Below are 25,544 nucleotides of genomic sequence, written 5' to 3' on the forward strand. Positions count from 1 at the left end.
CGGCGCGTTTCGCCGGTGCCGTCGCGCGCAGCGGCGGCAATCATGCCTAAAGCGCGATGACGATTCAGCCCAATCTCATCGCGCTTTAGCGCGGCAGCGCCGAAGCCGCGCCTGAGGCGGGCAGAGTGGCCGTCTCGGTCTCGGTCCGGCGATAGGGCTCGCCGGCTGCCTCCAGCACAGGATAGGCGACCGAGCAGCTATGCGAATGGATGCGGCGCAGATCGCGCAGCACGTCCAGATGCAGCGAGGTGGTCTCGATGGTCTCCGGGCGGCCTTCGCGCAAGCGGTCGAGATGGCGCTCGACGGCGGCGAGCTCGGTGTTCCTGAGCGTGGTCTTCTCCACCAGCAGCTTGCGCGCCTCGTTGGCGTCGCCCGACATGAACACGCCGAAGGCGATGCGCAGCGAGTCCATCGTGCGTTTGTGGAAGGCGGCGAGCTCCTCGGCACCCTCGGCCGAGAATTGCAGGCGCCGCTTGATCTTCTTGGTGGCAAGCTCGCTCAAATTCTTGTCGATGATGTCGCCGATATGCTCGAGGTTGATGGCGAAGGAGATGATCTCCATCGCGCGCCGGCCCTCGCTCTCGTCGAGGCTGCCCCGCGTCAGTTTCGTCACGTAGAGCTTGATCGCCTCGTCGAGGCCGTCGACGGCATTGTCGGTCTTCGTGACCTGGTCGACCAGCGCCCGGTCGCCCGTCATCATCGCGGCCATCACCTTGCGCAGCATGACCTCGACGAGGTCGCCCATGCGCAGGGTTTCGCGGGCGGCGTCGGCGAGCGCCAGTGACGGCGTCTCCAGCGCACTCTCGTCCAGATAGCGCGGCCGGGCCGGGTCCGCCTCCTGGACGCGATCGGGCAATAGCCGGGTCAGGAGGCCCGACATGGTGTCGAGCAGCCCGATGAAGATGACGGCCGTACCGGCATTGAAGGCGACGTGGAACGCCGCCGTCATTTTGGCGAGATCGGGCTGCCAGGCATGCATGTGCCCGGCGATCACGTTCAGGAACGGGAGGACGATCGCGATTCCGGCGATGCGGTTGATGAGATTGCCGACCGGCAGGCGATAGCTCGCGGGATCGTCGCGCCTCGCACCTTCGAACACGGGATTGATGGCACTGCCGAGATTGGCCCCGAGCACCAGTGCGAGCGCCGCGTCGGGTGTGATGAACTGCGAATAGGCCAGCGACATGATCAGCAGCACGCTGGCGACGCTCGAATGCACCGCCCAAGTGACGAGTGCGGCGATGACGATGCACAGGACGGGATCGCCCGTGATGGCCGAGATCATGACGCGCATGCCGGGCGCGTTCTCCGCCGGCGCCAGCGTGTCGAGCAGGATGTGCAGCGACAGCAGCATCAAGCCGAGGCCGATACAGACGCGGCCAATGTCCTTGATCCGCGAACGCGGTCCCGAGCGGAAGGCGACGAGGCCCAGCACGAACAACACCGGCGCGACTGCCGCGATATTGAACGAGAGCACCTGCACGATCAGCGTCGTGCCAACATTGGCCCCTAACATGATCGCGAGCGCGGCGGCGAGGCTGACGAGGCCTTCGGCGGCGAAGGAGCTGGTGATCAGCGCGGTCGCCGTGCTGCTCTGGAGCAGCGCGGTGAGGCCGAGGCCCGCCGCAAACGCCTTGAAACGATTGCCAAGCGCCTTGCCGAGCAGCCGCCGCAGGTCCGGGCCGAAGGCGCGCAAAATGCCGCTGTGGACCATGTGCAGGCCCCACAACAACAGCGCAACGCCGCCCATTAGATCGAGCAGAACCAACGTTCCCATTCTCCGTGTCCGGATTGAGAGTCGATTGGTGAGGCTAGCGCCAAACGCTTGACGTTCAAACCATTTGTTGGCGCATCGGCGTTAACGCCTGCGTGGGTTGCTCGTTCCTGCAGCGCGATGCCTTGTAACAGACTCACATTGCCGCTTTGAGGGCGGCGAAGCCGCGATCGAGATCAGTCTTGAGGTCGTCGGTGCTCTCAAGCCCGATGTGGAGACGAAGAGTCGGTCCGCCCGGCGCCCACTTGGTCGCGGTGCGATAGGCATCGCAGTCAAAGGGGATCGCAAGGCTCTCGAAGCCGCCCCAGGAAAAACCCATGCCGAACAGCTTGAGCGTGTTGAGCATGGTGTCGACCGCCTTCTGCGGCGCCGGCTTCAAGACGATGCTGAACAGGCCCGACGCGCCGGTGAAGTCGCGTTTCCAGATCGCGTGGCCCGGATCGGTCTCCAGCCCAGGATGCAGCACGCGTGCGATCTCGGGTCTTGCTGCCAGCCAGCGCGCCATCTCGAGGCCTGAACGATGATGCTGCGCCAATCGTACCGACAGCGTGCGCAGACCACGCAGCGCGAGGAAGACGTCATCGGGACCAGCGCAGACGCCGAGCAGGCGGATGCCTTCCGCAACTATCGGCCAGGTCCTGGCATTGGCCGAGATGGTGCCGAACATGATGTCGGAATGGCCGCCGATATATTTGGTGGCCGCCTGCATGCTGATGTCGACGCCTTGCTCGAGCGAGCGGTGATAGAGCGGTGTCGCCCAGGTGTTGTCGTCGATCACGAGCGCGCCCTTCGCATGCGCGACCTCGGCGATGGCGCGAATGTCCGGCATCTCGAAGGATTGCGAACCCGGGGCCTCGACCAGCACCGCGCGCGTGTTCGGCTTGAACAGCTTTTCGATGCCGGCGCCGATCAGCGGATCGAAATAGGTGGTCTCAACGCCGTAGCGGGTCAGCATGCCGTTGCAGAAATTGCGCGAGGGCCGATAGACGTTGTCGCAGACGAGGATGTGGTCGCCGGCCTTCAGCACCGAGAGCAGGGTGGTGGAGATCGCCGACAGCCCCGACGGAACGATGCCGACGCCGGCACATTGCGGCCCCTCCAGCGCCATCAGCGTCTCCTGGAACGCCTTGGTGGTGGGCGTGCCGTGGCGGCCATAGGTGAACTCGCCGCGATGGGCGTGCAGGTCCTCGGCGGTCGGATAGAGCACGGTCGAGCCGTGGAACACCGGCGGATTGACGAAGCCCTTCTGCGCCTTGGTGTCGCGGCCGGAGGTGACCAGCCGGGTCTCGGCCTGCTGCTGAAGGGGATGCGGGGAATCCATGCGCCTGCTTTCAAAAAAGCGTTTCCGCTGGCGCGCATCGCGTCCGCGGGCTGGCCGAACGGCCGCTGCCGTTAATAACAGAACACAGAAGAGTCCCGTCAACCCCTTGACCCGGCTCGCCAGTCGTTCTGTGATGCGCAGGTGCTATTCAGTCGCCGCATGTTGAGGGGCCTGCCGCGACCTTCGATCCATCGTCTGACCGGACCTTGCGCCACAGCCACAAAGGCGGGCGCCTGCGGCGGGGATTAGGTTATGGCCTCTCGGGATGGGCGGGTGTTCGGCAAAGTTTCCAGCATGACTCTTGCAGGGCTCGTCCTGCGACGCCTAGTCCTGGCAGAGACGATCCTGAGACAACGTTCCTTGAGACGACCTTGAAAGGCCTTCAGCCCATGAAACGCGTAACCCTGGCTCTCACTCTCGCTCTCGCCGCCGGCCTGACTGCCCAGACCGCCGGAGCGCAAACGCTCAAGACCGTCAAGGATCGGGGCACACTGTCCTGCGGCGTCAGCCAGGGCCTGCCGGGCTTCTCCTCGCCGGACGACAAGGGCAACTGGACCGGCCTCGACGTCGACGTCTGCCGCGCGATTGCGGCCGCCATCTTCAATGACCCGACCAAGGTCAAGTACGTGCCGACCTCGGCCAAGGACCGCTTTACCGCGCTGCAATCCGGCGAGATCGACGTGCTCTCGCGCAACACCACCTGGACCATCTCGCGCGACACCTCGCTCGGCGCCAACTTCACCGGCGTGACCTATTACGACGGGCAGGGCTTCATGGTGAAGAAGTCGCTCAAGGTGAATTCCGCGCTGGAGCTGAACAGCGCCTCGGTCTGCGTGCAGACCGGCACCACCACCGAGCAAAATCTCGCCGACTACTTCAAGGCCAACAACATGAAGTACGAGGTGATCGCGTTCGGCACCAACGACGAAACGGTCAAGGCCTATGAGGCCGGCCGCTGCGACGTCTTCACCACCGACCAGTCGGGCCTCTACTCCAACCGCCTCAAGCTCGCCAATCCCAACGACCACATGGTGCTCCCCGAGATCATCTCGAAGGAGCCGCTGGGACCGATGGTGCGCCACGGCGACGACCAGTGGTTCGACATCGTGAAATGGACGCTTTTCGCGATGGTCACTGCCGAAGAGCTCGGCATCACCTCGAAGAACGTCGACGAGAAGCTCAAGATGGAAAATCCGGAGCTGAAGCGCGTGCTCGGCACCGACGGCAATTTCGGCGAACAGCTCGGTCTCACCAAGGACTGGGTGATCCGGATCGTGAAGGCCGTCGGCAATTACGGCGAGGTGTTCGACCGCAACGTCGGCTCGGGCTCGCCGCTCGCGATCAATCGCGGTCTCAACAACCTCTGGAACAAGGGTGGTCTCCAATACGCGCCGCCGATCCGCTGATTCCGCCTGATCCGCGGCGATGAGCACCGAGGCTCGAAAACCGCCGGCCCAGATCGCGCTGAAGGTCAGGCGCATTCTGGGCGGCAAGGCAGGCTGGAACGGCGTTGCCGTCCAATTTGCCTTCGCGGCGATCCTTGGTTGGATCGGCTATGAGATCATCTCCAACGCCCGCGCCAATCTCGAGAACCAGCACATCGCTGCCGGCTTCGGCTTCCTCCGGAATAATGCCGGCTTCGACGTCAATCAGACCCTGATCTCCTACAACGGCTCGGACACGTTCCTGCGGGTGTTCGTCGTGGGGCTCCTCAATACACTCGTGGTCTCGGTCGTCGGCATTTTCTTCGCCACCGTGATCGGCTTTATCGTCGCGCTGTGCCGGCTGTCGCCCAACTGGCTGTTGTCGCGCGTCGGCGAAATCTATGTCGAGATCATCCGCAACCTGCCGCTGCTGTTCCAGATCCTGTTCTGGTACCTCGCGGTTCTTGCGGCCTTGCCTAATCCCAGGCAAAGCATTTCGCTGCTCGGCATCGCCTTCATCAGCAATCGCGGCCTCGTCATTCCCCGTCCGATCGGCGAGAGCGGGCTCGAGCCGTTCCTGGCGGCGCTGGCGTTCGGCATCATCGCTGCGGTGGGCTTGCGTCTCCATGCGAGGCGGGCGCTGTTCCAGCGCGGGCAGATGATCCGCATCTGGCCCTATGTGCTGGGCCTGCTGTTTGGGCTGCCGCTCGCCACTATCATGGTGTTCGGCTTGCCATTCACCGTCGAGCTGCCGCAGCTGAAGGGGTTTAACTTCGCCGGCGGCTCGCGCATCATTCCGGAGTTCGTGGCGCTGACGCTGGCGCTGTCGACCTATACCGCCGCCTTCATCGCCGAGATCGTGCGCGCCGGCATCCTGTCCGTGCACAAGGGGCAGATGGAGGCGGGGTCTTCGCTCGGCCTCAGCCGCGGCGCCACGCTGCGGTTGATCGTCGTGCCGCAGGCGATGCGCGTCATCGTGCCGCCGCTGACCAACCAATATCTCAATCTCACGAAAAATTCTTCGCTCGCGGTCGCGATCGGCTATCCTGACCTCGTCTCGGTCTGGGCCGGCACGTCGCTGAGCCAGACCGGGCAGGCGATCGAGATCATCGCCATGACGATGGGCGTCTATCTTCTGATCTCGCTGCTCACCAGCGCGATCATGAGCGTGTACGGTTGGCGCGTCAGCCGGAGCCTCGGCGCATGACCGATATCACCTCATCCGCCTATGTCCGGCAGGATCTGCTCACCGAGCGTCCTGCGCCGGTGCGGACGACGGGCTTCATTGGCCTCGTGCGCACGCGCCTTTTGAACTCGCCGACCAACGTCCTGATCACCATCGTCAGTGCCTTGCTGCTCTGGTTCACGATCGTTCCGTCAGTCAGGTTCCTGTTCGTCGACGCGGTCTGGACCGGCAATGACCGTGCGGCGTGCCTGACCGAAAACGCAGGTTTTGCGGTCGGCGCCTGCTGGCCCTACATCCAGGCCAAGCTGCCGCAATTGATCTATGGCTTCTATCCCGAGGCCGAGCGCTGGCGCGTCAATCTCACATTCGCCCTGACGGCGGTCCTGCTCGCGCCAATGCTCGTTCCGCGCCTGCCCGCGAAGGCTGTGAACGCCGGCCTGTTCTTCCTCGCCTTTCCCGTCGTCGCGTTCTTCCTGCTGCATGGCGGCGGGATCTCGGGCTTCGGCGTGAGCTGGACGGCGGGGCTGCTGCAATTGTTCGACGACAGCGTCATCGGCGCCGGGCAGGTCCTGCTCGGTCTCAGCAAGACCTCGGCCATCGCTCCGCTGTTGTGGGCCGTCGGCAACCTGATCGTGCTGGTCGGCAAGGCCATCTTCTGGCTGATCTTTCCCCTGACCTGGCTGCGTGACCAGCTCGAGGGCTCAGGCCAATCGGTCTGGACCGATTTTGCGATCACCACGACCGTCGTCTCGCTGATCGCCTTTGTGCTCGGCGGCGGCGTGCGCACGGGATGGCGCCTGCTGGCATGGAGCATCGTGACTTTCATCGCCATCGCCATCGTGATCAAGCTGATGGGGCTCGATCACGGCGGACTGGCGGTCGTGCAGACGCGGCTCTGGGGTGGTCTTCTGGTGACGCTGGTGGTTTCCGTCGCCGGCATCGTCACGTCATTGCCGATCGGCATTGCGCTGGCGCTCGGCCGCCGTTCCACCATTCCGCTGATCCGGATCTTCTCGATCGCCTTCATCGAATTCTGGCGCGGCGTGCCGCTGATCACGGTGCTGTTCTTCGCAACCTACATGCTGCCGCTTTTCCTGCCGGGCAATTTCACGGTCGACGGCCTCGTCCGCGCGCTGATCGGGATCGCGCTGTTCACGGGCGCCTATCAGGCCGAGAATGTCCGCGGCGGCCTGGCTGCGATCCCGCGAGGTCAGGGCGAAGCGGCGGCGGCGCTCGGGTTGTCCTGGTGGAAGACGACCTCGCTGATCGTGCTGCCGCAGGCGCTGCGCCACGTCATCCCGAACCTCGTCAACAGCTTCATCTCGCTGTTCAAGGATACCTCGCTGGTGTCGATCGTCGCGCTGTTCGATCTGCTGGGCTCGCTGCGCGCCTCGTTCGCGGATCCGAAATGGTCAGCGCCGTCGACATTGTTCACCGGCTTTGCCTTTGCCGGTATCATCTATTTCCTGTTCTGCTTTGGAATGTCACGCTACTCGCTCTTCGTCGAGCACCGCCTCAACGCCCACCGCCGCAACTGATCGAGGTCACCATGTCCGAGCCCATCGTCAAGATTTCCGGCCTGAACAAATGGTACGGCGACTTCCACGTTCTGCGTGACATCGATCTCGAGGTCCAGAAGGGTGAGCGCATCGTGATCTGCGGACCTTCGGGCTCGGGCAAATCGACGCTGATCCGCTGCATCAACGCACTTGAGGAGTTCCAGGAGGGCGAAATCGTCGTCGACGGCATCGAACTCGGGCCGAACCTCAAGCACATCGACGCGGTGCGCCGCGAGGTCGGCATGGTGTTCCAGAGTTTTAACCTATTCCCGCATCTCACGGTGCTCGACAATTGCACGCTGGCGCCGATCTGGGTGCGCAACATTCCGAAGAGGGACGCCGAGGCGACCGCGATGAAATTTCTGGAGCGGGTCAAGATCCCGCATCAGGCCAACAAGTTTCCGGGCCAGATGTCCGGCGGCCAGCAGCAGCGCGTCGCGATCGCGCGTGCGCTGACCATGAATCCGAAGGTGATGCTGTTCGACGAGCCGACCTCGGCGCTCGACCCCGAGATGGTCAAGGAGGTGCTCGACACCATGGTCGACCTCGCCGAGGAGGGCATGACGATGCTGGTCGTCACCCACGAGATGGGCTTTGCCCGCGAGGTCGCCAACCGCGTCGTGTTCATGGACGCTGGCCAGATCATCGAGGCCAACACGCCCAATGAGTTTTTTGCGGCTCCGCAGCATGCGCGGACGAAGCTGTTTTTGAGCCAGATCTTGCGGTGATCCAAGCCGTGCTGCCGTAGGGCGGGCAAAGGCTTTTGCGCCGTGCCCACCATCGTCCGTGGCCGCAACAACCGATGGGCACGCTTCGCTTTGCCCACCCTACGGCAGCTGGGCCGCGACCGCTAAAACAAGCGCCAGCACCTCGCCTAGACGAACGGCGGCTTGATGTTGCTGCGCTTCTCGAGCCACTCCGGCACGGGCAGGTTCTTGGCGCGCATGAAATCCGCGTTGAACAGTTTTGATTGATAGCGGCTGCCGGAATCGCACAGCGCGGTCACGATGGTCTTGCCGGGTCCGAGCTGCTTGGCGAGCCGCATTGCGCCTGCGATGTTGATGCCGGTCGAGCCCCCAAGGCAGAGGCCCTCGTGCTGGAGCAGCTCATAGATGACGGTGACAGCCTCGGTGTCGGGAATGAGATAGGCCTCGTCGACCTTGGCGGTCTCGACAATCGCGGTCGCGCGGTTGAGGCCGATGCCCTCGGTGATCGAGCCACCGGGCGTCGCCTTGGCATCGCCAGTCCTGAAGTATTCGTACATGCCGGCGCCGTGCGGATCGGCGCAGGCGATGCGGATGTCCTTGTTCTTCTCTTTCAGATAGCGGCTGACGCCGGCGAGCGTGCCGCCGCTGCCGACCGAGCAGACGAAGCCGTCGACCTTGCCGCCGGTCTGCTCCCAGATCTCCGGGCCAGTGGACTCGTGATGCGCCTTGGCATTGTCGAGATTGTTCCACTGGTCGGCGAACAGCACGCCATTGGGCTCGGTCTTGCGCAGCTCGTCGGCCAGCCTGCGGCCGACATGCTGGTAGTTGTTGGGATTGGCGTAGGGCAGGGCGGGCACCTCGATCAGCTCGGCGCCGCAGAGCTTCAGGAAATCCTTCTTCTCCTGGCTCTGCGTCTCCGGGATCACGATCAGCGTGCGGTAGCCGCGCGCGCTCGCCACGACCGCAAGGCCGATGCCGGTGTTGCCGGCGGTCGCTTCCACCACGAGACCGCCCGGCTTGAGCTCGCCGCGCTTCTCGGCCTCCAGGATCATCCATTTGCCGGCGCGGTCCTTTACCGACTGCCCGGGATTCATGAACTCGGCCTTGCCGAGGATGGTGCATCCGGTCAATTCCGACGCGCGCTTGAGCTTGATCAGCGGGGTGTTGCCGATGGCTTCGACAACGTCGTTTCGAATGGTCATATCGGGGGAAATCACTGGCAAGGGTTGATCCGGTTGGCCAGAACCTAGTGCTTGGGAGGCCAAAGGGGAAGGCTTTTGCGCTGCGGCGAAAGTGGCGGAAAGCAACACTGGAAATTGGTGAAATGATATTTTCGATCACCGTCCGGCCATGGAAGATATGGCCGTCGCGAGCAGCCTAACAAAGTGAATGGCGCGGAGGACGGAGGACATAGATGTGCGTCAGCCGCGATCATCGATGGCCTTGCGAGACCCGCCCACGCGCGCTTCAGACGGAGCCAAAGCAGCATGTTGCAGGTTGCTGCTAGTGCGGCCGGATCAAACGGCTTCTGCGCCGGTGTGGCGCCAATATCACATGAAATCTTAGTAAGCTTGAGCGTCCTTTGCTGCGGCTCCAAAATGCAAAAAATCTCTGCTACACAGGCATTTCTTGCATTTTTGCAGCTCCGGTACAGAGCGGCTCGGCCCACCATCTCGCACCTGCGGGACTGTCCCGCTGTTCCGCACCCGGCTAGTATGAATCTCAGAGTTCCGAGAAAGCATCGCCTGTGAGCGGGTTATCCAACGCCTCCCGACTGTTCCGCCGCGAATCGGTTAATCCGGCTCGGCGGTGGCGGCTCGATCTGCCCGGCGGGGGGTGGATGTGACACAGGATGTTTCTGTGATCGCCGTGCGGCGGTCCCCGGAGTCTGCATCCCGGATGCGGCGCGCCGCGCGCTGGCTTGCGGTGCTGTGCCTCGCCGCGAGTTCGGGCGCGTGCGTGCTGACGCAGGATCTCCCGAATCCCGCGCTCGACGTTCCCACGCAGTACAAATATGCGGGCAAGGGTAATGCGCCGCCGTCACTGGATTGGTGGCGCGGCTTTCGCTCGGCCGAGCTCACGCAACTGATGGAGGAGGCGCAGACTGTCAACCTCGACATCGCTGCCGCCGTCGCGCGTATCGTCGAGGCGGATGCGCAGGCGCGACAGGCGGGTGCGGCGCTGCTGCCGAGCCTGTCCGGCACCGGGCAGGAGACCTATTCGCGCACCTCGGGCTCGAGCGCCTCGGGCCTCTCCATCGGCGGCCGCGAGGTCGTCAACTACCAGGCCTCGCTCAGCGCCAGCTATCAGCTCGATTTCTGGGGGCAAAACCGCGACGCACTGCAGACGGCGGAGGAGACGGCGATCGCCAACCGGTTCGATCGTGACGTCGTCGCGCTGACGACGCTGGCCAGCGTCGCCAATGCCTATTTCCAGGTGCTGGCGTCGCAGGACCGCTTGCGGACCGCGCAGAACAACATAGCAAGCGCACAGCGCATCCTCGATGCCATCAAGGAGCGCCGCAAGGCCGGCACCAGCACCGATCTGGACGTCGCGCAGCAGGAGAGCGTACTCGGCAACCAGAAGGCGTCGGTGCCGCCGCTGCGCCAGACGCTCGACCAGAATGTCAACGCGCTCGCCGTGCTGGTGTCGCGCCCGCCGGAGAGCGTGCGGGTGCACGGCGGCTCGCTGAACAACATCGCCATCCCCAAGGTCACGCCTGGCCTGCCGTCGGAGATTTTGACGCAGCGGCCGGACATCCGCCGGCAGGAGGCGCAGCTTGCCTCGGCCACCGCGAACATCGGCAATGCCCGCGCGCAGTTCTTTCCGACCATTCAGCTGACCGGCAATGGCGGCTATCAGAGCTCGGCGCTGGCCTCACTGTTCCAGCCGCATGCGGCGTTCTTCCAACTCGTCGGCAGCGCGACGCAGCCGATCTTCGACGGTGGCAAGATCCTCGGCAATTTCGAATTCGCCAAGGCGCGGCAGGATGAATTGCTCCAGACCTACCGCAAGACCATCGTCCAGTCCTTTGCCGACGTGGACAATGCGCTGTACTCGATCAAGCAGACCACGATCAAGCTGCAATTGCAGCGCGATGTCGTCACCTCGTCCCGGCGCGCCTTTGATCTCGCCGAGCAGCAATTGCGCGCCGGCACCGCCGACATCGTGACGGTGCTGAACGTCCAGCAGACACTATTTCAGGCGGAAGACGCGCTGTGGCAGGCCCAACTCGCACGGCTTCTTGCCATCGTCAGCCTGTATCAGGCGCTTGGCGGCGGCTGGGAGCCGCGCATGGAGAAACCGGTCAATGCTCTTTAAGCCGGACACGAAGCAAGGCGCGAAAGAGGGAGCGGCGAAAAAGTCGCGCGGCCGCGGCTTCGTCATGACCCTGATCACGCTCGCGATCCTCGGCGGCCTCGGTTACGTCGGTTGGATCGTTACGCATCAGCAGCAGGCCAACAACCGCAACCAGCGCCCCGATTTGCCGGTGCCGGTGCTGGCGGCGACCCCTCGCATCCAGGACGTGCCCGTCTATCTCGACGGCGTCGGCGCGATCCGCGCCCTCAACACCGTGACCGTGCGCTCGCAGGTCGACGGCAAGCTGATCGCGGTCAACTTCACCGAAGGCCAGGACGTCAAGAAGGGCGACGTGCTCGCCGAGATCGACCCGGCCATCTACCAGGCGCAATACGACCAGGCCGTCGCCAAGAAAGCGCAGGACCAGGCCCAGCTCGCCAACCAGCGCATCGACCTGGCGCGCTACGAGCAGCTTGCCGCCACCAATGCCGGCTCCAAGCAGCAGGCCGACACACAGCGGGCGCTGGTCGCGCAGACGGAGGCGCTGGTCAAGGCCGACCAGGCCGCGATCGACAACGCGGCGGCGACGCTGAGCTACACCAAGATCGTGGCGCCGCTCTCGGGCCGCGCCGGCCTGCGCCAGGTCGACCAGGGCAACATCATCCACGCATCAGACACCACGGGCCTCGTGGTGATCACGCAGTTGCAGCCGATCGCGGTATGGTTCAGCCTGCCGCAGCAGCAGATCATGCGCGTCAATGCGGCCGCCGCAAAGGGCACGCTCGCGGTCGACGTGTTCGGCAATGACGGCGTCACCGTGATCGACACCGGCAAGCTGACCGGCATCGACAACCAGGTCGACCAGACCACCGGCACGCTGAGGCTCAAGGCCGAATTCCCGAACGCCAATTACCAGCTCTGGCCGGGCCAGTTCGTCAATGTCCGCCTCCAGGTCGAGACCTTGATGCAGGCGCTTGTCGTGCCGACCTCTGCGGTGCAGCGCGGCCCGATCGGCACCTTCAGCTACGTCATCGGCGAGGACAATGTGGTCTCGGCCAAGCCGGTGACGGTGACGCAGCAGAACGAGCATGATGCTGTGATTGCCAGCGGCCTGTCGCCGACCGACAAGGTCGTCACCACGGGCTTTGCCAATCTGTCCGACGGCTCCAAGGTCGTCGTCGGCCGCGACGACCAGACCCCGTCGGCCGATCTCGCCCCGCGCAAGCGGTCGCGCGGGCCGCAGGGCGAGGCGCAGAAGAAGGATGGCGCCAAGGACGGTCAGAAAGACTCGCAAAAGGACGGACAGGCGAAGGACGGCGAGTTCCGCGCCAAACGCAAGAGCAGCGAAGGCGACCAGAAGGGCCAGACCGGACCTGCGCCGGGGCCGGGGGCCTCATCGGGAGCTGGAGCCAAGCAGCCATGATCCCGACAACAGCCGTGTGACGCGGCAGGGCTAACCCATGGGTGTTTCCGAACCCTTCATTCGCCGCCCGATCGCGACCTCGCTGCTCGGCATCGCGCTCCTGATCGGCGGCGCCCTCGGCTATTTCGCGCTGCCGGTCTCGGCGCTGCCGCAGGTCGACTTCCCGACCGTGCAGGTGACGACGCAGCTGCCGGGCGCGAGCCCCGACGTGATCGCCTCGTTGATCACGGCGCCCCTGGAGCGGCAACTCGGCCAGATCCCGTCGCTGTCGGCGATGAACTCGACGAGCTCGTTCGGCATCAGCCAGATCTCGCTCCAGTTCGATCTCAACCGCGACATCGACGGCGCCACCCAGGACGTGCAGGCCGCGATCAACGCGGCCGCCGGCGTGCTGCCGAAAACGCTGCCTTATCCGCCGACCTATGCCAAGGTGAACCCGGCGGATGCGCCGGTGATGACCCTGGCGCTGCGCTCGGACACCATCTCGCTGCGGGCGATGAGCGACATCGCCGACACGCTCCTGGCGCAGCGGCTGAGCCAGATCTCCGGCGTCGGGCGCGTCTCCGTGCTCGGCGGGCTGAAGCCGGCCGTGCGCATCCAGGCGGACCTCGCGCGCCTCGCCGCCTATGGCATTGCCATGGAGGACCTGCGCACTGCGATCGCCAACGCCAACGTCTCCGGGCCGAAGGGCTCGCTCGACGGTGCGCAGCAATCCTACATCATCGCCGCCAACGACCAGATCGCCGCGGCCGACGCCTACAAGCCTGTCATCATCGCCTATCGCAACGGCTCGCCGGTCACGATAGCCGACGTCGCGCAGATCGTCGACGGGCTCGAGAACGACCGCACCGGCGGCTGGTATCAGGGGTCGCCGGCCGTCATCATCGACATCCAGCGCCAGCCCGGCGCCAATGTCATCGACGTCGTCAGCCAGATCCGCGCCGAAATCCCCAAGGTCCAGCGCGCCATTCCTGCCGGCGTGAACCTCACCATCGTCTCCGACCGCACCGTCACCATCCGCGCCTCGGTGCGCGACGTGCAATTCACGCTGATCCTCAGCGTCGTGCTGGTGACGCTGGTGGTGCTGCTGTTCCTGCGTTCGCTGCGGGCCACGCTGATCGCCGGTGTCGCGCTGCCGCTGTCGCTGATCACCAGCTTCGGCATCATGTATTTCGCCGGCTTCAGCCTGGACAATCTGTCGCTGATGGCGCTGACGATCGGTACCGGCTTCGTCGTCGACGACGCCATCGTCATGATCGAGAACATCGTTCGCCACATGGAGAACGGCGAGAGCGCGATGGAGGCCTCGCTGAAAGGCGCCAGCGAGATCGGCTTCACCGTGATCTCGCTGACCGTGTCGCTGATTGCGGTGTTCATCCCGCTGCTGTTCATGTCCGGCCTCGTGGGGCGTATGTTCCGCGAGTTCGCGCTGACGCTGACCATCGCGGTCGTGACCTCGGCCGTGGTGTCGCTGACGCTGACGCCGATGATGTGCTCGCGGCTGCTGCGGCATGCGCATGAGGAGCTCGCGGTGCCGGGGCTCGCCGCAATCAGCCGCTTCATCGATCGCACCGTTGAGTTCTATCACCGCACGCTGCTCTGGGTGCTGGAGCGCCAGCGCGCCACGCTGGTCGTGACCTTTGCGACCCTCATTGCGACCCTCGTGCTCTACGTCGTCGCGCCAAAGGGATTCCTGCCGCTGCAGGACACCGCCTCGATCACGGCCGTGACGGAGGCGGGGCCGGACGTGTCGTTCGCGGAGATGCAGAAGCGGCAGGCTGAAGCCGCCGACGCCATCAAGGCCGACCCCGATGTGGTCGGCGTCGTCTCCGTGATCGGCGCAGGCTCGGTCAACCCGACCACCAATGTCGGGCGGCTCGTCATGACCTTGAAGCCGCGCGGCGAGCGGCACCACGATGTCAGCGTGGTCGTGAACCGGCTGAAGGAGAAGGTCGCCGGCATCCCCGGCATGACGGTCTATTTCCAGCCGGTGCAGGACGTGCAGATTTCGACCCAGTCGAGCCGCTCGCAATACCAGTACACGCTGACAGGCACCGACGCGGCACTGGTGTCAGAATGGGCGCGCAAGCTGATTGCGGAGATGCGGCGCGATCCCTTGTTCCGCGACGTCTCCTCCGAGGCGCAGGAGGGCGGCCTGCGGGCGCAGCTCGACGTCGACCGCACCCGCGCCGGCCAACTGGGCGTGAGCCTGCAAGCCATCACCGACACGCTCAACGACGCCTTTGCTCAGAGACAGATTTCGACCATCTACGGCCAAGCCAACCAGTACCGCGTGGTGCTGGAGGCGCTGCCAATGTACCAGCGCGATCCCTCGATCCTGTCGAAGCTGTATCTGCCAGGCGCGGCGAGCGCCGCCGCCGGCGCGCCCAACGCCCAGGTGCCGCTGTCGGCCGTGGCGACACTGAAGCGCACCACGGCGCCGCTGGCGATCTCGCATCAGGCGCAGTTCCCGGCGGTGTCGCTCAGCTTCAACCTCGCTCCGGGCGCTGCGCTCGGCGACGCGATCGAGGCGGTAAAGACGATCGAGACCCGGATCGGCATGCCCAACAGCATCGTCGGCGTTTATGCCGGCGATGCCGCCGAATTTGCCAAGGCACTCGCCGGCCAGCCCTGGCTGCTGCTCGCCGCCGTGATCACGATCTACATCGTGTTAGGGGTGCTCTATGAGAGCTACATCCACCCGATCACGATCCTCTCGACGCTGCCCTCGGCCGGCGTCGGCGCCATCCTGGCGCTGGTCTTGTGCGGGCAGGACCTCTCGGTGATCGGCCTGATCGGCATCATCCTCCTGATGGGCATCGTCAAGAAGAATGCGATCATGATGATCGACTTCGCGCTCGAGGCCGAGCGCGGACAGGGGATGTCTGCCCACGAGGCCATCGTGCAGGCGTGCCTGTTGCGCTTTCGTCCGATCATGATGACGACGCTGGCGGCCCTGTTCGGCGCGCTGCCGCTGGCGATCGAGAGCGGCACCGGCGCCGAGCTGCGCTTTCCGCTCGGCATCTCCATCATCGGCGGCCTTCTGCTTAGCCAGCTGCTGACGCTCTACACCACGCCCGTGATCTACCTCGCGCTCGACCGCATCAATCGCCGCCTCGAACAGGCGCTGCCGCCGGCCGAATCCGGCGGCCCGCCGGTCGCGGGCGCGACCGAGGGGATGCAGTGATGGCGTCGATCTCGGAGCCCTTCATCCGCCGGCCGGTCGCGACCACGCTGCTGTCGATCGGGCTGTTCCTGCTGGGTGTGGTCGCCTACGAGTTCCTGCCGGTCGCCTCGGTCCCGAACGTCGATTTCCCGGCCATCTTCGTCTCGGCGAGCCGGCCGGGCGCCGATCCGTCGGTGATGGCAGCGACCGTGGCCTCGCCGCTGGAGCGGCGGCTGGGCGAGATCGCCGGGATCAACCAGATCACCTCGACGTCGTCGCTTGGCGTCACCAATATCCAGCTCCAGTTCGACATCGGCCGCAACATCGACAAGGCCGCGCGCGACGTGCAGGCCGCGATCAACGCCGCGCTGGTTGACCTGCCGAGCGACCTGCCGACGCTGCCGCGCTTCCGCAAAGCCAACACGGCCGGCGCGCCCGTGTTCGTGCTGGCGCTGACCTCGAAGACGCTGTCAGCCAGCGCCATCTACGATGTCGCCGATACCGTGCTGGCGCAGCGCATCTCGCAGGTGCCCGGCGTCGGCGATGTCACCGTGTCGGGCGCCGACCAGCCGGCGGTGCGGGTGCAGCTCAACCCCGTCGCGCTGTCGAATGCCGGCATCGCCACTGACGACGTCCGGACCGCGATCATCAACGCCAACCCGCTTGGCCCTGTCGGCATCTTCAATGGCGAGCGCCAGAGCGAGACGCTGGCGCTGAACAGGCAGATGCGCACAGCGAAGGAGTTCCGCGACATCGTCATCAAGAGCTCGAAGGGCAATTTTGTCCGGCTCTCCGATGTCGCCGACATCGAGGATTCCGTCCGCAACGCCCGCTCCATCGCCTGGTTCAACAAGCAGCCGGCGGTGCTGATCCAGATCACCAAGCAGGGCGATGCCAACGTCATCGATACCGTCGACCGGCTGAAGGCGCTGATCCCCGAATTGAAGCAATGGATCCCCGCCGGCGTCGACATCTCCACCCTGGTCGACCGGACCAGCACGATCCGGGCCAGCGTACTCGACATGCAATGGACGCTGCTCGCGACCGCCATGCTCGTGATGGTCGTGGTGTTCGTGTTCCTGCGCCGGCTGACGCCGACGATCGCGGCCGGCATCTCGGTGCCGCTGGCGCTCGCCGGCACCTGCGCCGGCATGTGGGTCGCGGGCTTCTCGATCGACAATCTGTCGCTGATGGCACTCGCGATCTCGGTCGGCTTCGTCGTCGACGACGCCATCGTCATGATCGAGAACATGTTCCGCAACCTCGAGCATGGCATGCGGCCGATGCAGGCGGCGCTGGACGGCGCGAAGCAGATCGGATTCACGGTCGTTTCGATCAGCCTGTCGCTGATCGCCGCGTTCACCCCGCTGATCTTCATGGACGGCATCGTCGGCCGCCTGCTGCGCGAATTCTCGCTGACGCTGACCTTCGCGATCCTGGTCTCGACGCTGGTGTCGCTGACGGTGACGCCGATGATCTGCGCCCACTACATCCGGCAGACCACCTCCGGCACGGCGACGTTGTTCGACCGCCTGATCGAGGGCTCGCTGTCGCGCATCGTCGCCTTCTACGCCCGTACCTTGCGCACGGTGCTGGAATTCCCGCTGCTGACGCTGCTGGTGTTCTTCGCCACCATCGCGCTGACGGTGACGCTCTACGTCAAGGTCCCCAAGGGTTATTTCCCGACCGATGATAGCGGCTTCGTCATCGGCGCGACGCGGGCCTCGGCCGACATCTCGTTCCAGTCCATGCTCGGCCTGCAGCAGCGGCTGGCCGATATCGTGATGCAGGATCCGGCCGTCGCCGGCATCGGCTCGACCGTCGGCAGCGGAGGCGGGGGCCCGGGCGCTGCAACCTCGAACCGCGGCACCATGTTCATCAGCCTGAAGCCGCCGGAGGAGCGCGATCACGTCTCGACCGAGGTCGTGATCGACCGCCTCAGGCGCGCGCTGTTCGCGGTGCCCGGCATCCGCCTCTTCATGTTCGCCGCCCAGGACGTGCGCGCTGGCGGACGGCAGAGCGATTCCGACTATCAGTATACGCTGAGCAGCACCGATCTCAGCCTGTTGCAGAAATGGGCGCCGATCGTGGCCAAGCGCATGGAGAGCGTCGAAGGCATCACCGACATCTCCAGCGACCGCGATCCCGGCGGGCTTCAGCTGACCTTGTCGATCGACCGCCAAAAAGCCTCGGCGCTCGGCGTCCGCGTCCAGGACATCGACAATGCCCTGAACAACGCGTTCTCGCAGCGGCAGATCTCGATCATCTACACCCAGCGCAACCAGTACATGGTGGTGCTGGAGATTGATCCGAAATTCCAGGTCGACCCGTCCAACCTCGACCACATCTACGTCGCCGGCGCCAATGATGCGCAGGTGCCGCTCTCGGCCGTGGTGCATGCGACGCGCGGGCTCGCCGCGCTCGCGGTCTACCACTCGCAGTCGTTCCCCTCGACCACGGTGTCGTTCAATCTGTTGCCAAATGTGCCGCTCCAGGCCGCGACGCAGAACATCCAGCGCGCCGTCGAGGAGCTGCACATGCCGGAAGGAATCCGCGGCAGCTTTGACGGCAATGCCGGCGAGTTCGCCAGGACCAGCGGTCGCCAGCCGCTTCTCATCCTCGGCGCGCTGGTCGCGATGTACATCGTGTTGGGCGTGCTCTACGAGAGCCTCGCCCACCCGCTGACGATCATCTCGACGCTGCCTTCGGCCGGCCTTGGCGCGCTACTGGCGCTTCAGCTCACCAACACGCCGCTGACGGTGATCGCCTTCGTCGGCATCATCCTCTTGATCGGCATCGTCAAGAAGAACGGCATCATGATGGTGGACTTCGCGCTCGATGCCGAGCGCCAGCGCGGCCTGTCTTCGGCGGAGGCGATCTTCGAAGCCTGCCAGGCGCGCTTCCGCCCGATCCTGATGACGACGATGGCGGCGCTGTTCGCCGGCATTCCGCTTGTTGTCGCGACCGGCCCGGGCACCGAGTTGCGCCGCCCGCTCGGCATCACCATCATCGGCGGCCTGTTCGTCTCGCAGATCCTGACGCTCTACACCACGCCCGTGATCTACCTCCTGATCGACCGCCTGCGGCGCCGCTCCGAGCCGCGACCGCTGCCTGCGCCGGCGGAATAGGTTGTTGAAGCGCCGCGCGAAGCGTATAGCGGCCACCATGTCGAACCCCACAGCCGCGGTCCCGGCCGATCCGATCCCCGAATGCCCGCATTGCCAGAAGCCGATGCCGCTGTGCATCTGCGACAGCATCACGCCGATCGAGAATCGCCTTTCGCTGCTGATCCTCCAGCACCCCCAGGAGCAGGACAGGGCGCTCGGCACCGCGCGCCTGCTGGCGAAGCATTTCGAGGATGCCACCGTACGTGTCGGCCTATCCTGGCCGAGCCTATCCAAGGCATTGGGCCGGCCGATCGAGAACGCCGCGCGCTGGGCCGTGCTCTATCTCGGCTCGGCCCGCGCCGCCGATCTCGATGCCGAGGGTGAGATCGTCGCGCTCAACCGCAAGGGCGAGGTCGCGGAGAACCAGCGTGCCATCCTCGGCAAGCTCGAAGGCGTGGTGCTGCTCGACGGCACCTGGAGCCAGGCCAAGGCGCTGTGGTGGCGCAATCCCTGGATGCTCAAGTGCCAGCGCGTGATCCTCAATCCGGCCCACCCTTCGCGCTACGGGCGCCTGCGCCGCGAGCCGCGCAGCGATGGGCTCTCGACCATCGAAGCAGCCGCCACGATCCTCGCCGGCCTCGAGCGGCGCCCCGATATCGCCGAGACCCTGCACGCGAGTTTTGAACGGCTGTTAGCGCGCTACCGCGAGGTCCAAGCCGAGATGCCGGAACTGGCGCCCAAGCCTGCACCAAAGGGCCGCCGGCGCGACTTCAGGCGTCGCAAACGAGCCTGATTGCAGCCCACGTCCTCCGTAGGCTTGATTGCACCCGCGACAGGCGGGCGCGATGCTGCTGGAGGAGGGGCGGATCGTGGCTTCCCGACGACCGAGGATATCCTCGGGCGCAGTCCCGTCGGAGCCGGGACATAGGCACCCGGTCGGGGTTGCCTAAGCTATTGATCCCCTATATTGGTCCGCTCTTACGGGGCCACGTGGCGGAGTGGTTACGCAACGGTCTGCAAAACCGTGTACACCAGTTCAATTCTGGTCGTGGCCTCCATCACAAGCTTCTGATCTTCCAGGCATAAGTTGCATTTCGGCGCGAGTTCCGCCGTAGCCTGTCGGGGGAGGCGAGACGGCGCCACCGGGTTCGCCCGGGGCTTGGCGAATACCCGCGATTCAGGCCCGATGGCATAGATTTCGCATCTGCGAAGTGATGCATCCCCATCACCAAGAGCTGGAGCAGCCGTGGGCGACATCGTCCGATTTGTCCCGAAATCCGAACTGGAGCGGGCCCGTCTCATCCGCGAGGCCCGCGCGATCTATGACAGCATCTTTCCGCCGGCTGTGCCCCACCCGGGGCCGCAGGACGGCGAGGAGCGCGTCAAGAGCTGATCGCGGCCGCGCCGGGTTCGGCGCATGGCCAAAAGCAAAACGCCCGCAGCTCGCGGGCGTATGGGCTCATCAGGAAAGTGGCCTCAGCCGGCCGCGTACCAGCCGTCCGGAAACGGGAGCAGGGGCCAGGCGCCCTCGTTGTCATTCGCAGCCTTGGGCGCCGCGTTCAAACTCCACAAGCGGGGCACGAATTCCTCCTCCGGCTCGGGCGCAAAATCCTGATGGACCATGGCGTCCCGGACGGCATCCAGCAGCAAGTTGAATTCGGCTTCGCTCATCGCACCCTCCGGCAATTCGGAGTGCGAATGTCGCAAAGCCGGTTTGTTTCCTAATTGAGCCGATCGTTCCAATTTTAACGATCCGACGATCGCGGTCCGATTGGTTAGCGATTCCTGAAAAATCCCCGGGCAAATCTAGGCAGGCTGGGCGCGCCGCCAGCGTGAAAGAGATCACATTCTCGGCCGCTTATTTCTCCTACGCCTTCACACACCGGCCAATGCAGGCCGGTCGGGCAGAGCGGGAGACTGGTCATGAAGGCGAGGTTCTTGCGGTTTGCGGGTGTGAAGAGCCGGGCGCGTCGCGCCTCGACCATCGGACTGTTTCTCACACTGTTTGCCTCCGCCGCCCAGGCTCAGGGCACGCCCGAGCAGCGCCGGGCCTGCACCCCCGACGTCTACCGGCTCTGCGCCGGCGAAATCCCCAACGTCCGCGCGATCACAGCCTGCCTGCGCCGTAACCGGTCAAGCTTGAGCGAAGCTTGTCGCACCGTGTTCGATCAGGCCGGCGGCTGAGCAGCCGCGTTGTGGATGTGTGCGCAGCAAGTGCGTCGACCGAGCTCGCGAATCCGCCACGGTCACCCTGTGGATATGCTGCGGACAGACTGTGGACGAGCGGTGATTTGCTGCGGATCCTAATCTGGATGCTTCGCTCCATCGTCGCATCTGGGTCGGGGCGTCATATCTCTGTCAAATGACTTCACCGAATGATTCGCCGTCCAACAGAATTGCAGCGCCGTCCGATAGCATTTGGTTTCTCAGAATCCATCGATGGTATGGCCGCGGAGGAGGATGGGCCGCCCGGCGGCCCGTCCTTGGGCGGGTTGCGGATGATGACGAATTCGTCCTTTGCAAGCGCAAGCGGCTTTGTTATACGCACCCCGCGCGAACGACTGGTTCGCCCTTTTCCTCGGTAGCTCAGCGGTAGAGCATCCGACTGTTAATCGGATGGTCGCTGGTTCGAATCCAGCCCGGGGAGCCAAATTTCATCGCATTTGTAATGTGTTACATCCGCATCGTGATGCGGCGGGCGACGTTGCTTCAGCGCGGTCTCAAGACCGATTGTCTCGATCCGGCGTAGAATCGCTCAAGCTCTCGTGTGGACGCTCGCAGTCGCGCCACGGAGGCGGCGCCAAATCGACTTAATTCAAATCGAGGTTCCCAGGGCCGGACTCTTACGGAGCTGCTTCCCATGCCCGACATCGACCGAGCCCACATGGCCCCCTCGATTCTCCCGGCCGACCTTCCCGAGCTCAGCGACGATGAATGTCTTGCCCGCTTGGCCCGTGCAGTCGAGACCCCCGATTCGGCCCGGCTCGACGAGGTTGCCGCGCTGATCGGCCGGCTCGCGGTGACGATCGAATAGTCCAGCGTGCTCATGCCGTGACTTGCGCAGCCCTGGCTCGCCGGGGCACACGGACGTGTTGCGTTTTCGCGGAGCCTGTTCCAAAGATGCCGCCAACTTCCGTCCGCGGCATCGTCCGCATTGCAGGGTCCGCAAATGTCCGGTTTTTCGACCGCGCGCCTCAAAATGGTCGATGGCCAGGTGCGCACCAATGACGTCACCGATCGCCGTGTCCTCGACGCCATGCTCACGGTTCCGCGCGAGGCGTTCGTGCCGCCGGCGCGGCAGGCGTTGGCCTATCTCGACCTCGATCTCGACGTGAGCGAGGGTGGCGCCAAGCGCTTCCTGATCAAGCCGGCGCTGACCGGCAAGCTGCTCCAGGCCGCCGAGATCGGCGAGGGCGACAACGTGCTCGTCGTCGGCTGCGCCACCGGATACCTCGCCGCGCTGGCCGCAAAGCTCGCCCGCCACGTCACGGCGACGGAATGCGATTCGGTCCTGGCCGCCAAGGCCAAGGAAGCCCTTTCCGGCATTACCAACATCACCTGCAAGGCTGCGGCTTGCACCGAGGGTGATGCGTCTGCCGCTCCTTACGACGTGATCATCCTCAATGGCGCCACCGAGGTGACGCCGGAAGGGCTGCTCGGGCAGCTCAGGGCGGGCGGGCGACTGCTCGGCGTTTTCGCCAAGTCCAGGCCGCCGCGGGCTATGATCGTGACCCATACCCACGGTGAATTCGGCCATCGGGCGCTGTTCGATGCCGCAGCCCCGGTGCTTCCCGGGCTTGAGCGGGCCGCCAGCTTCGTCTTCTGACGGCCCAAGGCCCGTTAAAATACCGTTCCAAATCAGAAGTGTGGCCGGGATGCTGCACGTGAAGAGTTTCCGTCGGGAACCCCCTCTAGGTAGTTCCGTCGCGCCAATCCGCGTCCTATGTTGCGGCGGGGCAACGACTCCACTCGGTAGACGGTAACCCAGCTCGCGGGCACGAGTCGGGCGTTAAGATGAACGGAATTTTTGGGATGCATGGGGTGAAGCTCTTCACCGGAGCTGCGGTTTCGGTCCTGCTGCTGGCGCTCGCCGGGCCGGCGCCTGCGTTGGCGGACACGATCGAGGCGGCCTTGGTGCGCGCCTATCAGAACAACCCGCAGCTCAACGCACAACGCGCCCAGGTGCGCTCGACCGACGAGAACGTGCCGCAGGCCTTGTCGGGTTATCGCCCGAGGGTCGGGCTCAACCTCAGCACCGGTTATCAATATCAGGATATCCAGCAAGTGCAGAGGGGCCCGGGGATCCACAGCGATCCGCCCCTTCAACCGAACAGCGCGAGCCTGACCGTCAGCCAGACCCTCTACAACGGCAACCAGACCGCCAACAGGACGCGCGCGGCGGAGAGCCAGGTCTCGGGGTCCCGCGAGGCGTTGCGTGTGCTCGAGCAGACGGTCCTGTTGCAGGCCGCCACGACTTACATGGACTACCTGCGTGATGCGGCAACGCTCGAAGTTCAGCGCAGCAACGTGCGCGTGCTCGAACAGACCCTCAAGCAAACGCGCGATCGTTTCAACGTCGGCGAGGTCACGCGCACCGACGTGGCGCAATCGGAAGCGCAACTGGCTGCCGGCAGGACGCAGGCCCTCACCGCCGAATCGAATCTGACGACGACGCGGGCGAACTTCCGCCGCATCATCGGAAACGAACCGACGAACCTGGCCCCTGGCTCCCCGGTCGATCGTTTCCTGCCGCCGACGATCGCCTCGGCGGTCAATCTCAGCCTGGTGGAGAACCCCAACGTCACGGCTTCGATGTACGGCATCGACGTCAACTATCTCCAGGTCAAGATCAACGAAGGCGCGCTGCTGCCCACGGTCACGCTCCAGGCCGCCGTCAGCACGGCGTATCAGCAGACCCTGACGGTCTTCCGGACCAATACGGCTTCCGCCATCGCGACGGCCTCTGTGCCGATCTATCAGGGCGGCGCAGAATATTCGCTGATCCGCCAGTCGAAAGAGAACCTGGCGCAGCAGCGCCTCAATCTTGAAACCACCCGCGATCAGACTCGCGCCAACGTCGTGCAGGCCTGGGGCCAGCTGGAAGCCGGCAAGGCGCAGGTGAAGTCCGCGCAGGCGCAGGTGACGGCGTCCGAGATTGCGCTGAACGGCGTGCGCGAAGAAGCAAAGGCCGGACAGCGCACCACGCTCGACGTGCTGAACGCGCAGCAAGCGCTGGTGAACGCGCGCGTTGCGCTCGTCACGGCCCAGCACGACCGGGTCGTGGCATCCTATTCGGTGCTCAACGCCGTTGGCCGTCTGTCGCCGCAGGTCCTCGGTCTTGCGACCACGGTCTATGATCCGAGCGTTCACTACCAGCAGGTCCGCGACAGCTGGGCCGGCGTGCGCACGCCTGACGGACGCTGAGTCCCGTAAGCATCCGGTCGGCCTCGCAAACAGTTGAGGCCGACCGGCGCTTTGCTTGCAATCATCAAAATCCCTGACATAGCCTTGCCAAGAAGATGCGGGTCGATTCGCCCGCACCGATGTCGTGTGCGTAAAGCTTGAGTGCCGAGGGCAGGGGCGCACCGTCGCACGTTGAGCCTTGAACTGGGGACAAGTCGGGCTCTCGCGACGAAAATGTCGGGCTGCCCGTCCGGAACCGGCCAATCCTGCCGTGCTTGGTGTAAAACAACGCATGCGAGGGCGTTGATGATGTGGAGTCGGAGATGACGCAGCCTGCAAAGGTCACAGAACCCTCGATGGAGGAGATTCTGGCCTCGATCCGGCGCATCATTGCCGACGATGAGGCGAAGCCGCCGCCCGCAGAAGCTGCAAAGCCCGAGAAGGCCGCAGCGCCCGCCGCGCCGCCGAAGCCGCAGGCGATGAACGACACTCCGCCCTCCAAGGTCGCGCCGGCAAAACCTGCTGCCGAGAAACCCGCGCCGGCGCCGGCCGCGAAGCCGGCTCCGGCACCGCCGCCACCCGCGCCTGCAGCCGATGCCGGACCGAACAGCCAGGACGATATCGACGCGCTGCTGGCGGGGCTCGATGCCGCGACGCCAGCGCCCGAAGTCCGCGCTCCGGAGCCAGAGCCTGAGCCCGACGTGCTCGAATTGACCGACGAGATGGCGGTCGAGCCTCCGCCGCCACCGCCGCCGACCTTCCGCAAGGTCGAGGCGCGCGGCGACGATCTCGAATTCGCCGAATCGCCACCGCCGCGCCCGGCGCCGGCGCCGTCCTACGCGTCGGTGGATTTCGACGCGCCGCCGTTGCCGCCGCAGCAGCCGATCCTGGCGCAATCGACGGTCTCGGCGGTCGAGTCCGCCTTCAACTCCCTGGCCCACACGGTGCTGAGCAGCAATGCGCGGACGCTGGAGGATCTGGTCAAGGAGATGCTGCGTCCGATGCTGAAATCCTGGCTCGACGACAATCTGCCGGGCCTCGTTGAACGCATCGTGAAGGCCGAAATCGAGCGGGTGTCGCGCGGCGGCCGGTAGCAACCGGCCCATAGCCCTCATAAAGCCCCGCTTGCGCGCCATGTTCGGCCTGCCGACGGGCCGGGAGCCGCGTTGCCGCC

19 protein-coding genes and 2 tRNA genes are annotated in these 25,544 nt (G+C 65.0%); 17 read left to right on the plus strand and 4 right to left on the minus strand.

Translation table 11 applies throughout. The features are described from left to right. Positions 1-85: 85 nt before the first annotated feature. Together AC5V87_RS20735 and metC are read right to left on the minus strand one after the other, a co-directional pair. Positions 86-1,777, minus strand: coding sequence for a Na/Pi cotransporter family protein (locus AC5V87_RS20735; protein ID WP_495367627.1), 1,692 nt, complete (start codon positions 1,775-1,777; stop codon positions 86-88). 133 nt (positions 1,778-1,910) lie between these two features. After that, entirely contained in the window at positions 1,911-3,095 is a 1,185-nt protein-coding gene (gene metC / locus AC5V87_RS20740) for a cystathionine beta-lyase (protein ID WP_456838521.1), read from the minus strand. A gap of 389 nt (positions 3,096-3,484) precedes the next feature. Between metC and AC5V87_RS20745 the strand changes: the two genes are divergently transcribed. The 4 genes from AC5V87_RS20745 to AC5V87_RS20760 are packed head-to-tail and all read left to right on the plus strand — an operon-like array spanning position 3,485 to position 7,992. Beyond that, entirely contained in the window at positions 3,485-4,501 is a 1,017-nt protein-coding gene (locus tag AC5V87_RS20745) for an amino acid ABC transporter substrate-binding protein (protein ID WP_456838520.1), read from the plus strand. Between the two features lie 19 nt (positions 4,502-4,520). Continuing rightward, positions 4,521-5,726, plus strand: coding sequence for an amino acid ABC transporter permease (locus tag AC5V87_RS20750; protein ID WP_456838519.1), 1,206 nt, complete (start codon positions 4,521-4,523; stop codon positions 5,724-5,726). After that, positions 5,723-7,243: an amino acid ABC transporter permease gene (locus AC5V87_RS20755; protein ID WP_495367628.1), complete on the plus strand. Its 1,521-nt coding sequence runs from the start codon at positions 5,723-5,725 to the stop codon at positions 7,241-7,243. Before AC5V87_RS20750 ends, AC5V87_RS20755 begins: the two co-directional genes overlap by 4 nt. An 11-nt stretch (positions 7,244-7,254) precedes the next feature. Then, positions 7,255-7,992, plus strand: a complete 738-nt coding sequence (locus AC5V87_RS20760; protein ID WP_283079308.1) for an amino acid ABC transporter ATP-binding protein — start codon at positions 7,255-7,257, stop codon at positions 7,990-7,992. A 146-nt stretch (positions 7,993-8,138) separates the two neighbouring features. Here the strand turns inward: AC5V87_RS20760 and AC5V87_RS20765 are convergent, their stop codons facing one another. Then, entirely contained in the window at positions 8,139-9,173 is a 1,035-nt protein-coding gene (locus AC5V87_RS20765) for a cysteine synthase A (protein WP_495367629.1), read from the minus strand. Positions 9,174-9,807: 634 nt separating this feature from the next. Between AC5V87_RS20765 and AC5V87_RS20770 the strand changes: the two genes are divergently transcribed. From AC5V87_RS20770 to AC5V87_RS20800, 7 genes are all read left to right on the plus strand, one after another. Beyond that, positions 9,808-11,292, plus strand: coding sequence for an efflux transporter outer membrane subunit (locus tag AC5V87_RS20770; RefSeq protein WP_495367630.1), 1,485 nt, complete (start codon positions 9,808-9,810; stop codon positions 11,290-11,292). After that, positions 11,282-12,694 carry an efflux RND transporter periplasmic adaptor subunit gene (locus AC5V87_RS20775; protein WP_495367631.1) on the plus strand — a complete coding sequence of 471 codons (1,413 nt, stop codon included), beginning with the start codon at positions 11,282-11,284 and terminating at the stop codon, positions 12,692-12,694. Before AC5V87_RS20770 ends, AC5V87_RS20775 begins: the two co-directional genes overlap by 11 nt. 37 nt (positions 12,695-12,731) lie before the next feature. Continuing rightward, positions 12,732-15,881, plus strand: a complete 3,150-nt coding sequence (locus tag AC5V87_RS20780; protein WP_495367632.1) for an efflux RND transporter permease subunit — start codon at positions 12,732-12,734, stop codon at positions 15,879-15,881. Beyond that, positions 15,881-18,988: an efflux RND transporter permease subunit gene (locus tag AC5V87_RS20785; protein ID WP_495367633.1), complete on the plus strand. Its 3,108-nt coding sequence runs from the start codon at positions 15,881-15,883 to the stop codon at positions 18,986-18,988. Before AC5V87_RS20780 ends, AC5V87_RS20785 begins: the two co-directional genes overlap by 1 nt. Positions 18,989-19,025: 37 nt before the next feature. Then, complete coding sequence (locus tag AC5V87_RS20790; protein WP_495367634.1) at positions 19,026-19,760, plus strand: tRNA-uridine aminocarboxypropyltransferase; 735 nt, start codon at positions 19,026-19,028, stop codon at positions 19,758-19,760. 191 nt (positions 19,761-19,951) lie between these two features. Continuing rightward, positions 19,952-20,025, plus strand: a tRNA-Cys gene (locus AC5V87_RS20795). A 188-nt stretch (positions 20,026-20,213) separates the two neighbouring features. Continuing rightward, a complete protein-coding gene (locus tag AC5V87_RS20800) occupies positions 20,214-20,360 on the plus strand; it encodes a hypothetical protein (protein ID WP_495367635.1) in 147 nt (48 codons plus the stop codon). Positions 20,361-20,443: 83 nt separating this feature from the next. On the opposite strand, the gene AC5V87_RS20805 is transcribed toward AC5V87_RS20800, so the two are convergent. Beyond that, positions 20,444-20,638 (minus strand): hypothetical protein, encoded by a 195-nt coding sequence (locus AC5V87_RS20805; RefSeq protein WP_495367636.1) that lies wholly within the window; start codon positions 20,636-20,638, stop codon positions 20,444-20,446. A 252-nt stretch (positions 20,639-20,890) separates the two neighbouring features. Between AC5V87_RS20805 and AC5V87_RS20810 the strand changes: the two genes are divergently transcribed. The 6 genes from AC5V87_RS20810 (at position 20,891) to AC5V87_RS20835 (ending at position 25,464) form a co-directional block, all read left to right on the plus strand. Next, entirely contained in the window at positions 20,891-21,151 is a 261-nt protein-coding gene (locus AC5V87_RS20810; RefSeq protein WP_456838486.1) for a hypothetical protein, read from the plus strand. A gap of 391 nt (positions 21,152-21,542) precedes the next feature. Further along, a tRNA-Asn gene (locus AC5V87_RS20815) sits at positions 21,543-21,617 on the plus strand. A 210-nt stretch (positions 21,618-21,827) separates the two neighbouring features. Continuing rightward, positions 21,828-22,001, plus strand: a complete 174-nt coding sequence (locus AC5V87_RS20820) for a hypothetical protein (protein WP_456838485.1) — start codon at positions 21,828-21,830, stop codon at positions 21,999-22,001. A gap of 135 nt (positions 22,002-22,136) precedes the next feature. After that, on the plus strand, positions 22,137-22,793 hold the full coding sequence (locus tag AC5V87_RS20825) for a protein-L-isoaspartate O-methyltransferase family protein (protein WP_456838484.1): 657 nt from the start codon (positions 22,137-22,139) through the stop codon (positions 22,791-22,793). A gap of 206 nt (positions 22,794-22,999) precedes the next feature. Beyond that, positions 23,000-24,391, plus strand: a complete 1,392-nt coding sequence (locus AC5V87_RS20830) for a TolC family outer membrane protein (RefSeq protein ID WP_456838483.1) — start codon at positions 23,000-23,002, stop codon at positions 24,389-24,391. Positions 24,392-24,693: 302 nt separating this feature from the next. Next, positions 24,694-25,464, plus strand: coding sequence for a PopZ family protein (locus AC5V87_RS20835; RefSeq protein ID WP_495367637.1), 771 nt, complete (start codon positions 24,694-24,696; stop codon positions 25,462-25,464). Positions 25,465-25,544: the final 80 nt, after the last annotated feature.

The organism is Bradyrhizobium sp. SOJA106 (genome assembly GCF_059448745.1).

Coding starts and splice junctions, on each gene's coding strand:
- AC5V87_RS20820 (WP_456838485.1), top strand. CDS start 21,828: ATGCCCGACATCGACCGAGCCCACATGGCCCCCTCGATTCTCCCGGCC.
- AC5V87_RS20835 (WP_495367637.1), top strand. CDS start 24,694: ATGACGCAGCCTGCAAAGGTCACAGAACCCTCGATGGAGGAGATTCTG.
- AC5V87_RS20790 (WP_495367634.1), top strand. CDS start 19,026: ATGTCGAACCCCACAGCCGCGGTCCCGGCCGATCCGATCCCCGAATGC.
- AC5V87_RS20745 (WP_456838520.1), top strand. CDS start 3,485: ATGAAACGCGTAACCCTGGCTCTCACTCTCGCTCTCGCCGCCGGCCTG.
- AC5V87_RS20760 (WP_283079308.1), top strand. CDS start 7,255: ATGTCCGAGCCCATCGTCAAGATTTCCGGCCTGAACAAATGGTACGGC.
- AC5V87_RS20775 (WP_495367631.1), top strand. CDS start 11,282: ATGCTCTTTAAGCCGGACACGAAGCAAGGCGCGAAAGAGGGAGCGGCG.
- AC5V87_RS20825 (WP_456838484.1), top strand. CDS start 22,137: ATGTCCGGTTTTTCGACCGCGCGCCTCAAAATGGTCGATGGCCAGGTG.
- metC (WP_456838521.1), bottom strand. CDS start 3,095: ATGGATTCCCCGCATCCCCTTCAGCAGCAGGCCGAGACCCGGCTGGTC.
- AC5V87_RS20765 (WP_495367629.1), bottom strand. CDS start 9,173: ATGACCATTCGAAACGACGTTGTCGAAGCCATCGGCAACACCCCGCTG.
- AC5V87_RS20805 (WP_495367636.1), bottom strand. CDS start 20,638: ATGAGCGAAGCCGAATTCAACTTGCTGCTGGATGCCGTCCGGGACGCC.
- AC5V87_RS20735 (WP_495367627.1), bottom strand. CDS start 1,777: ATGGGAACGTTGGTTCTGCTCGATCTAATGGGCGGCGTTGCGCTGTTG.
- AC5V87_RS20755 (WP_495367628.1), top strand. CDS start 5,723: ATGACCGATATCACCTCATCCGCCTATGTCCGGCAGGATCTGCTCACC.
- AC5V87_RS20830 (WP_456838483.1), top strand. CDS start 23,000: ATGCATGGGGTGAAGCTCTTCACCGGAGCTGCGGTTTCGGTCCTGCTG.
- AC5V87_RS20785 (WP_495367633.1), top strand. CDS start 15,881: ATGGCGTCGATCTCGGAGCCCTTCATCCGCCGGCCGGTCGCGACCACG.
- AC5V87_RS20750 (WP_456838519.1), top strand. CDS start 4,521: ATGAGCACCGAGGCTCGAAAACCGCCGGCCCAGATCGCGCTGAAGGTC.
- AC5V87_RS20780 (WP_495367632.1), top strand. CDS start 12,732: ATGGGTGTTTCCGAACCCTTCATTCGCCGCCCGATCGCGACCTCGCTG.
- AC5V87_RS20810 (WP_456838486.1), top strand. CDS start 20,891: ATGAAGGCGAGGTTCTTGCGGTTTGCGGGTGTGAAGAGCCGGGCGCGT.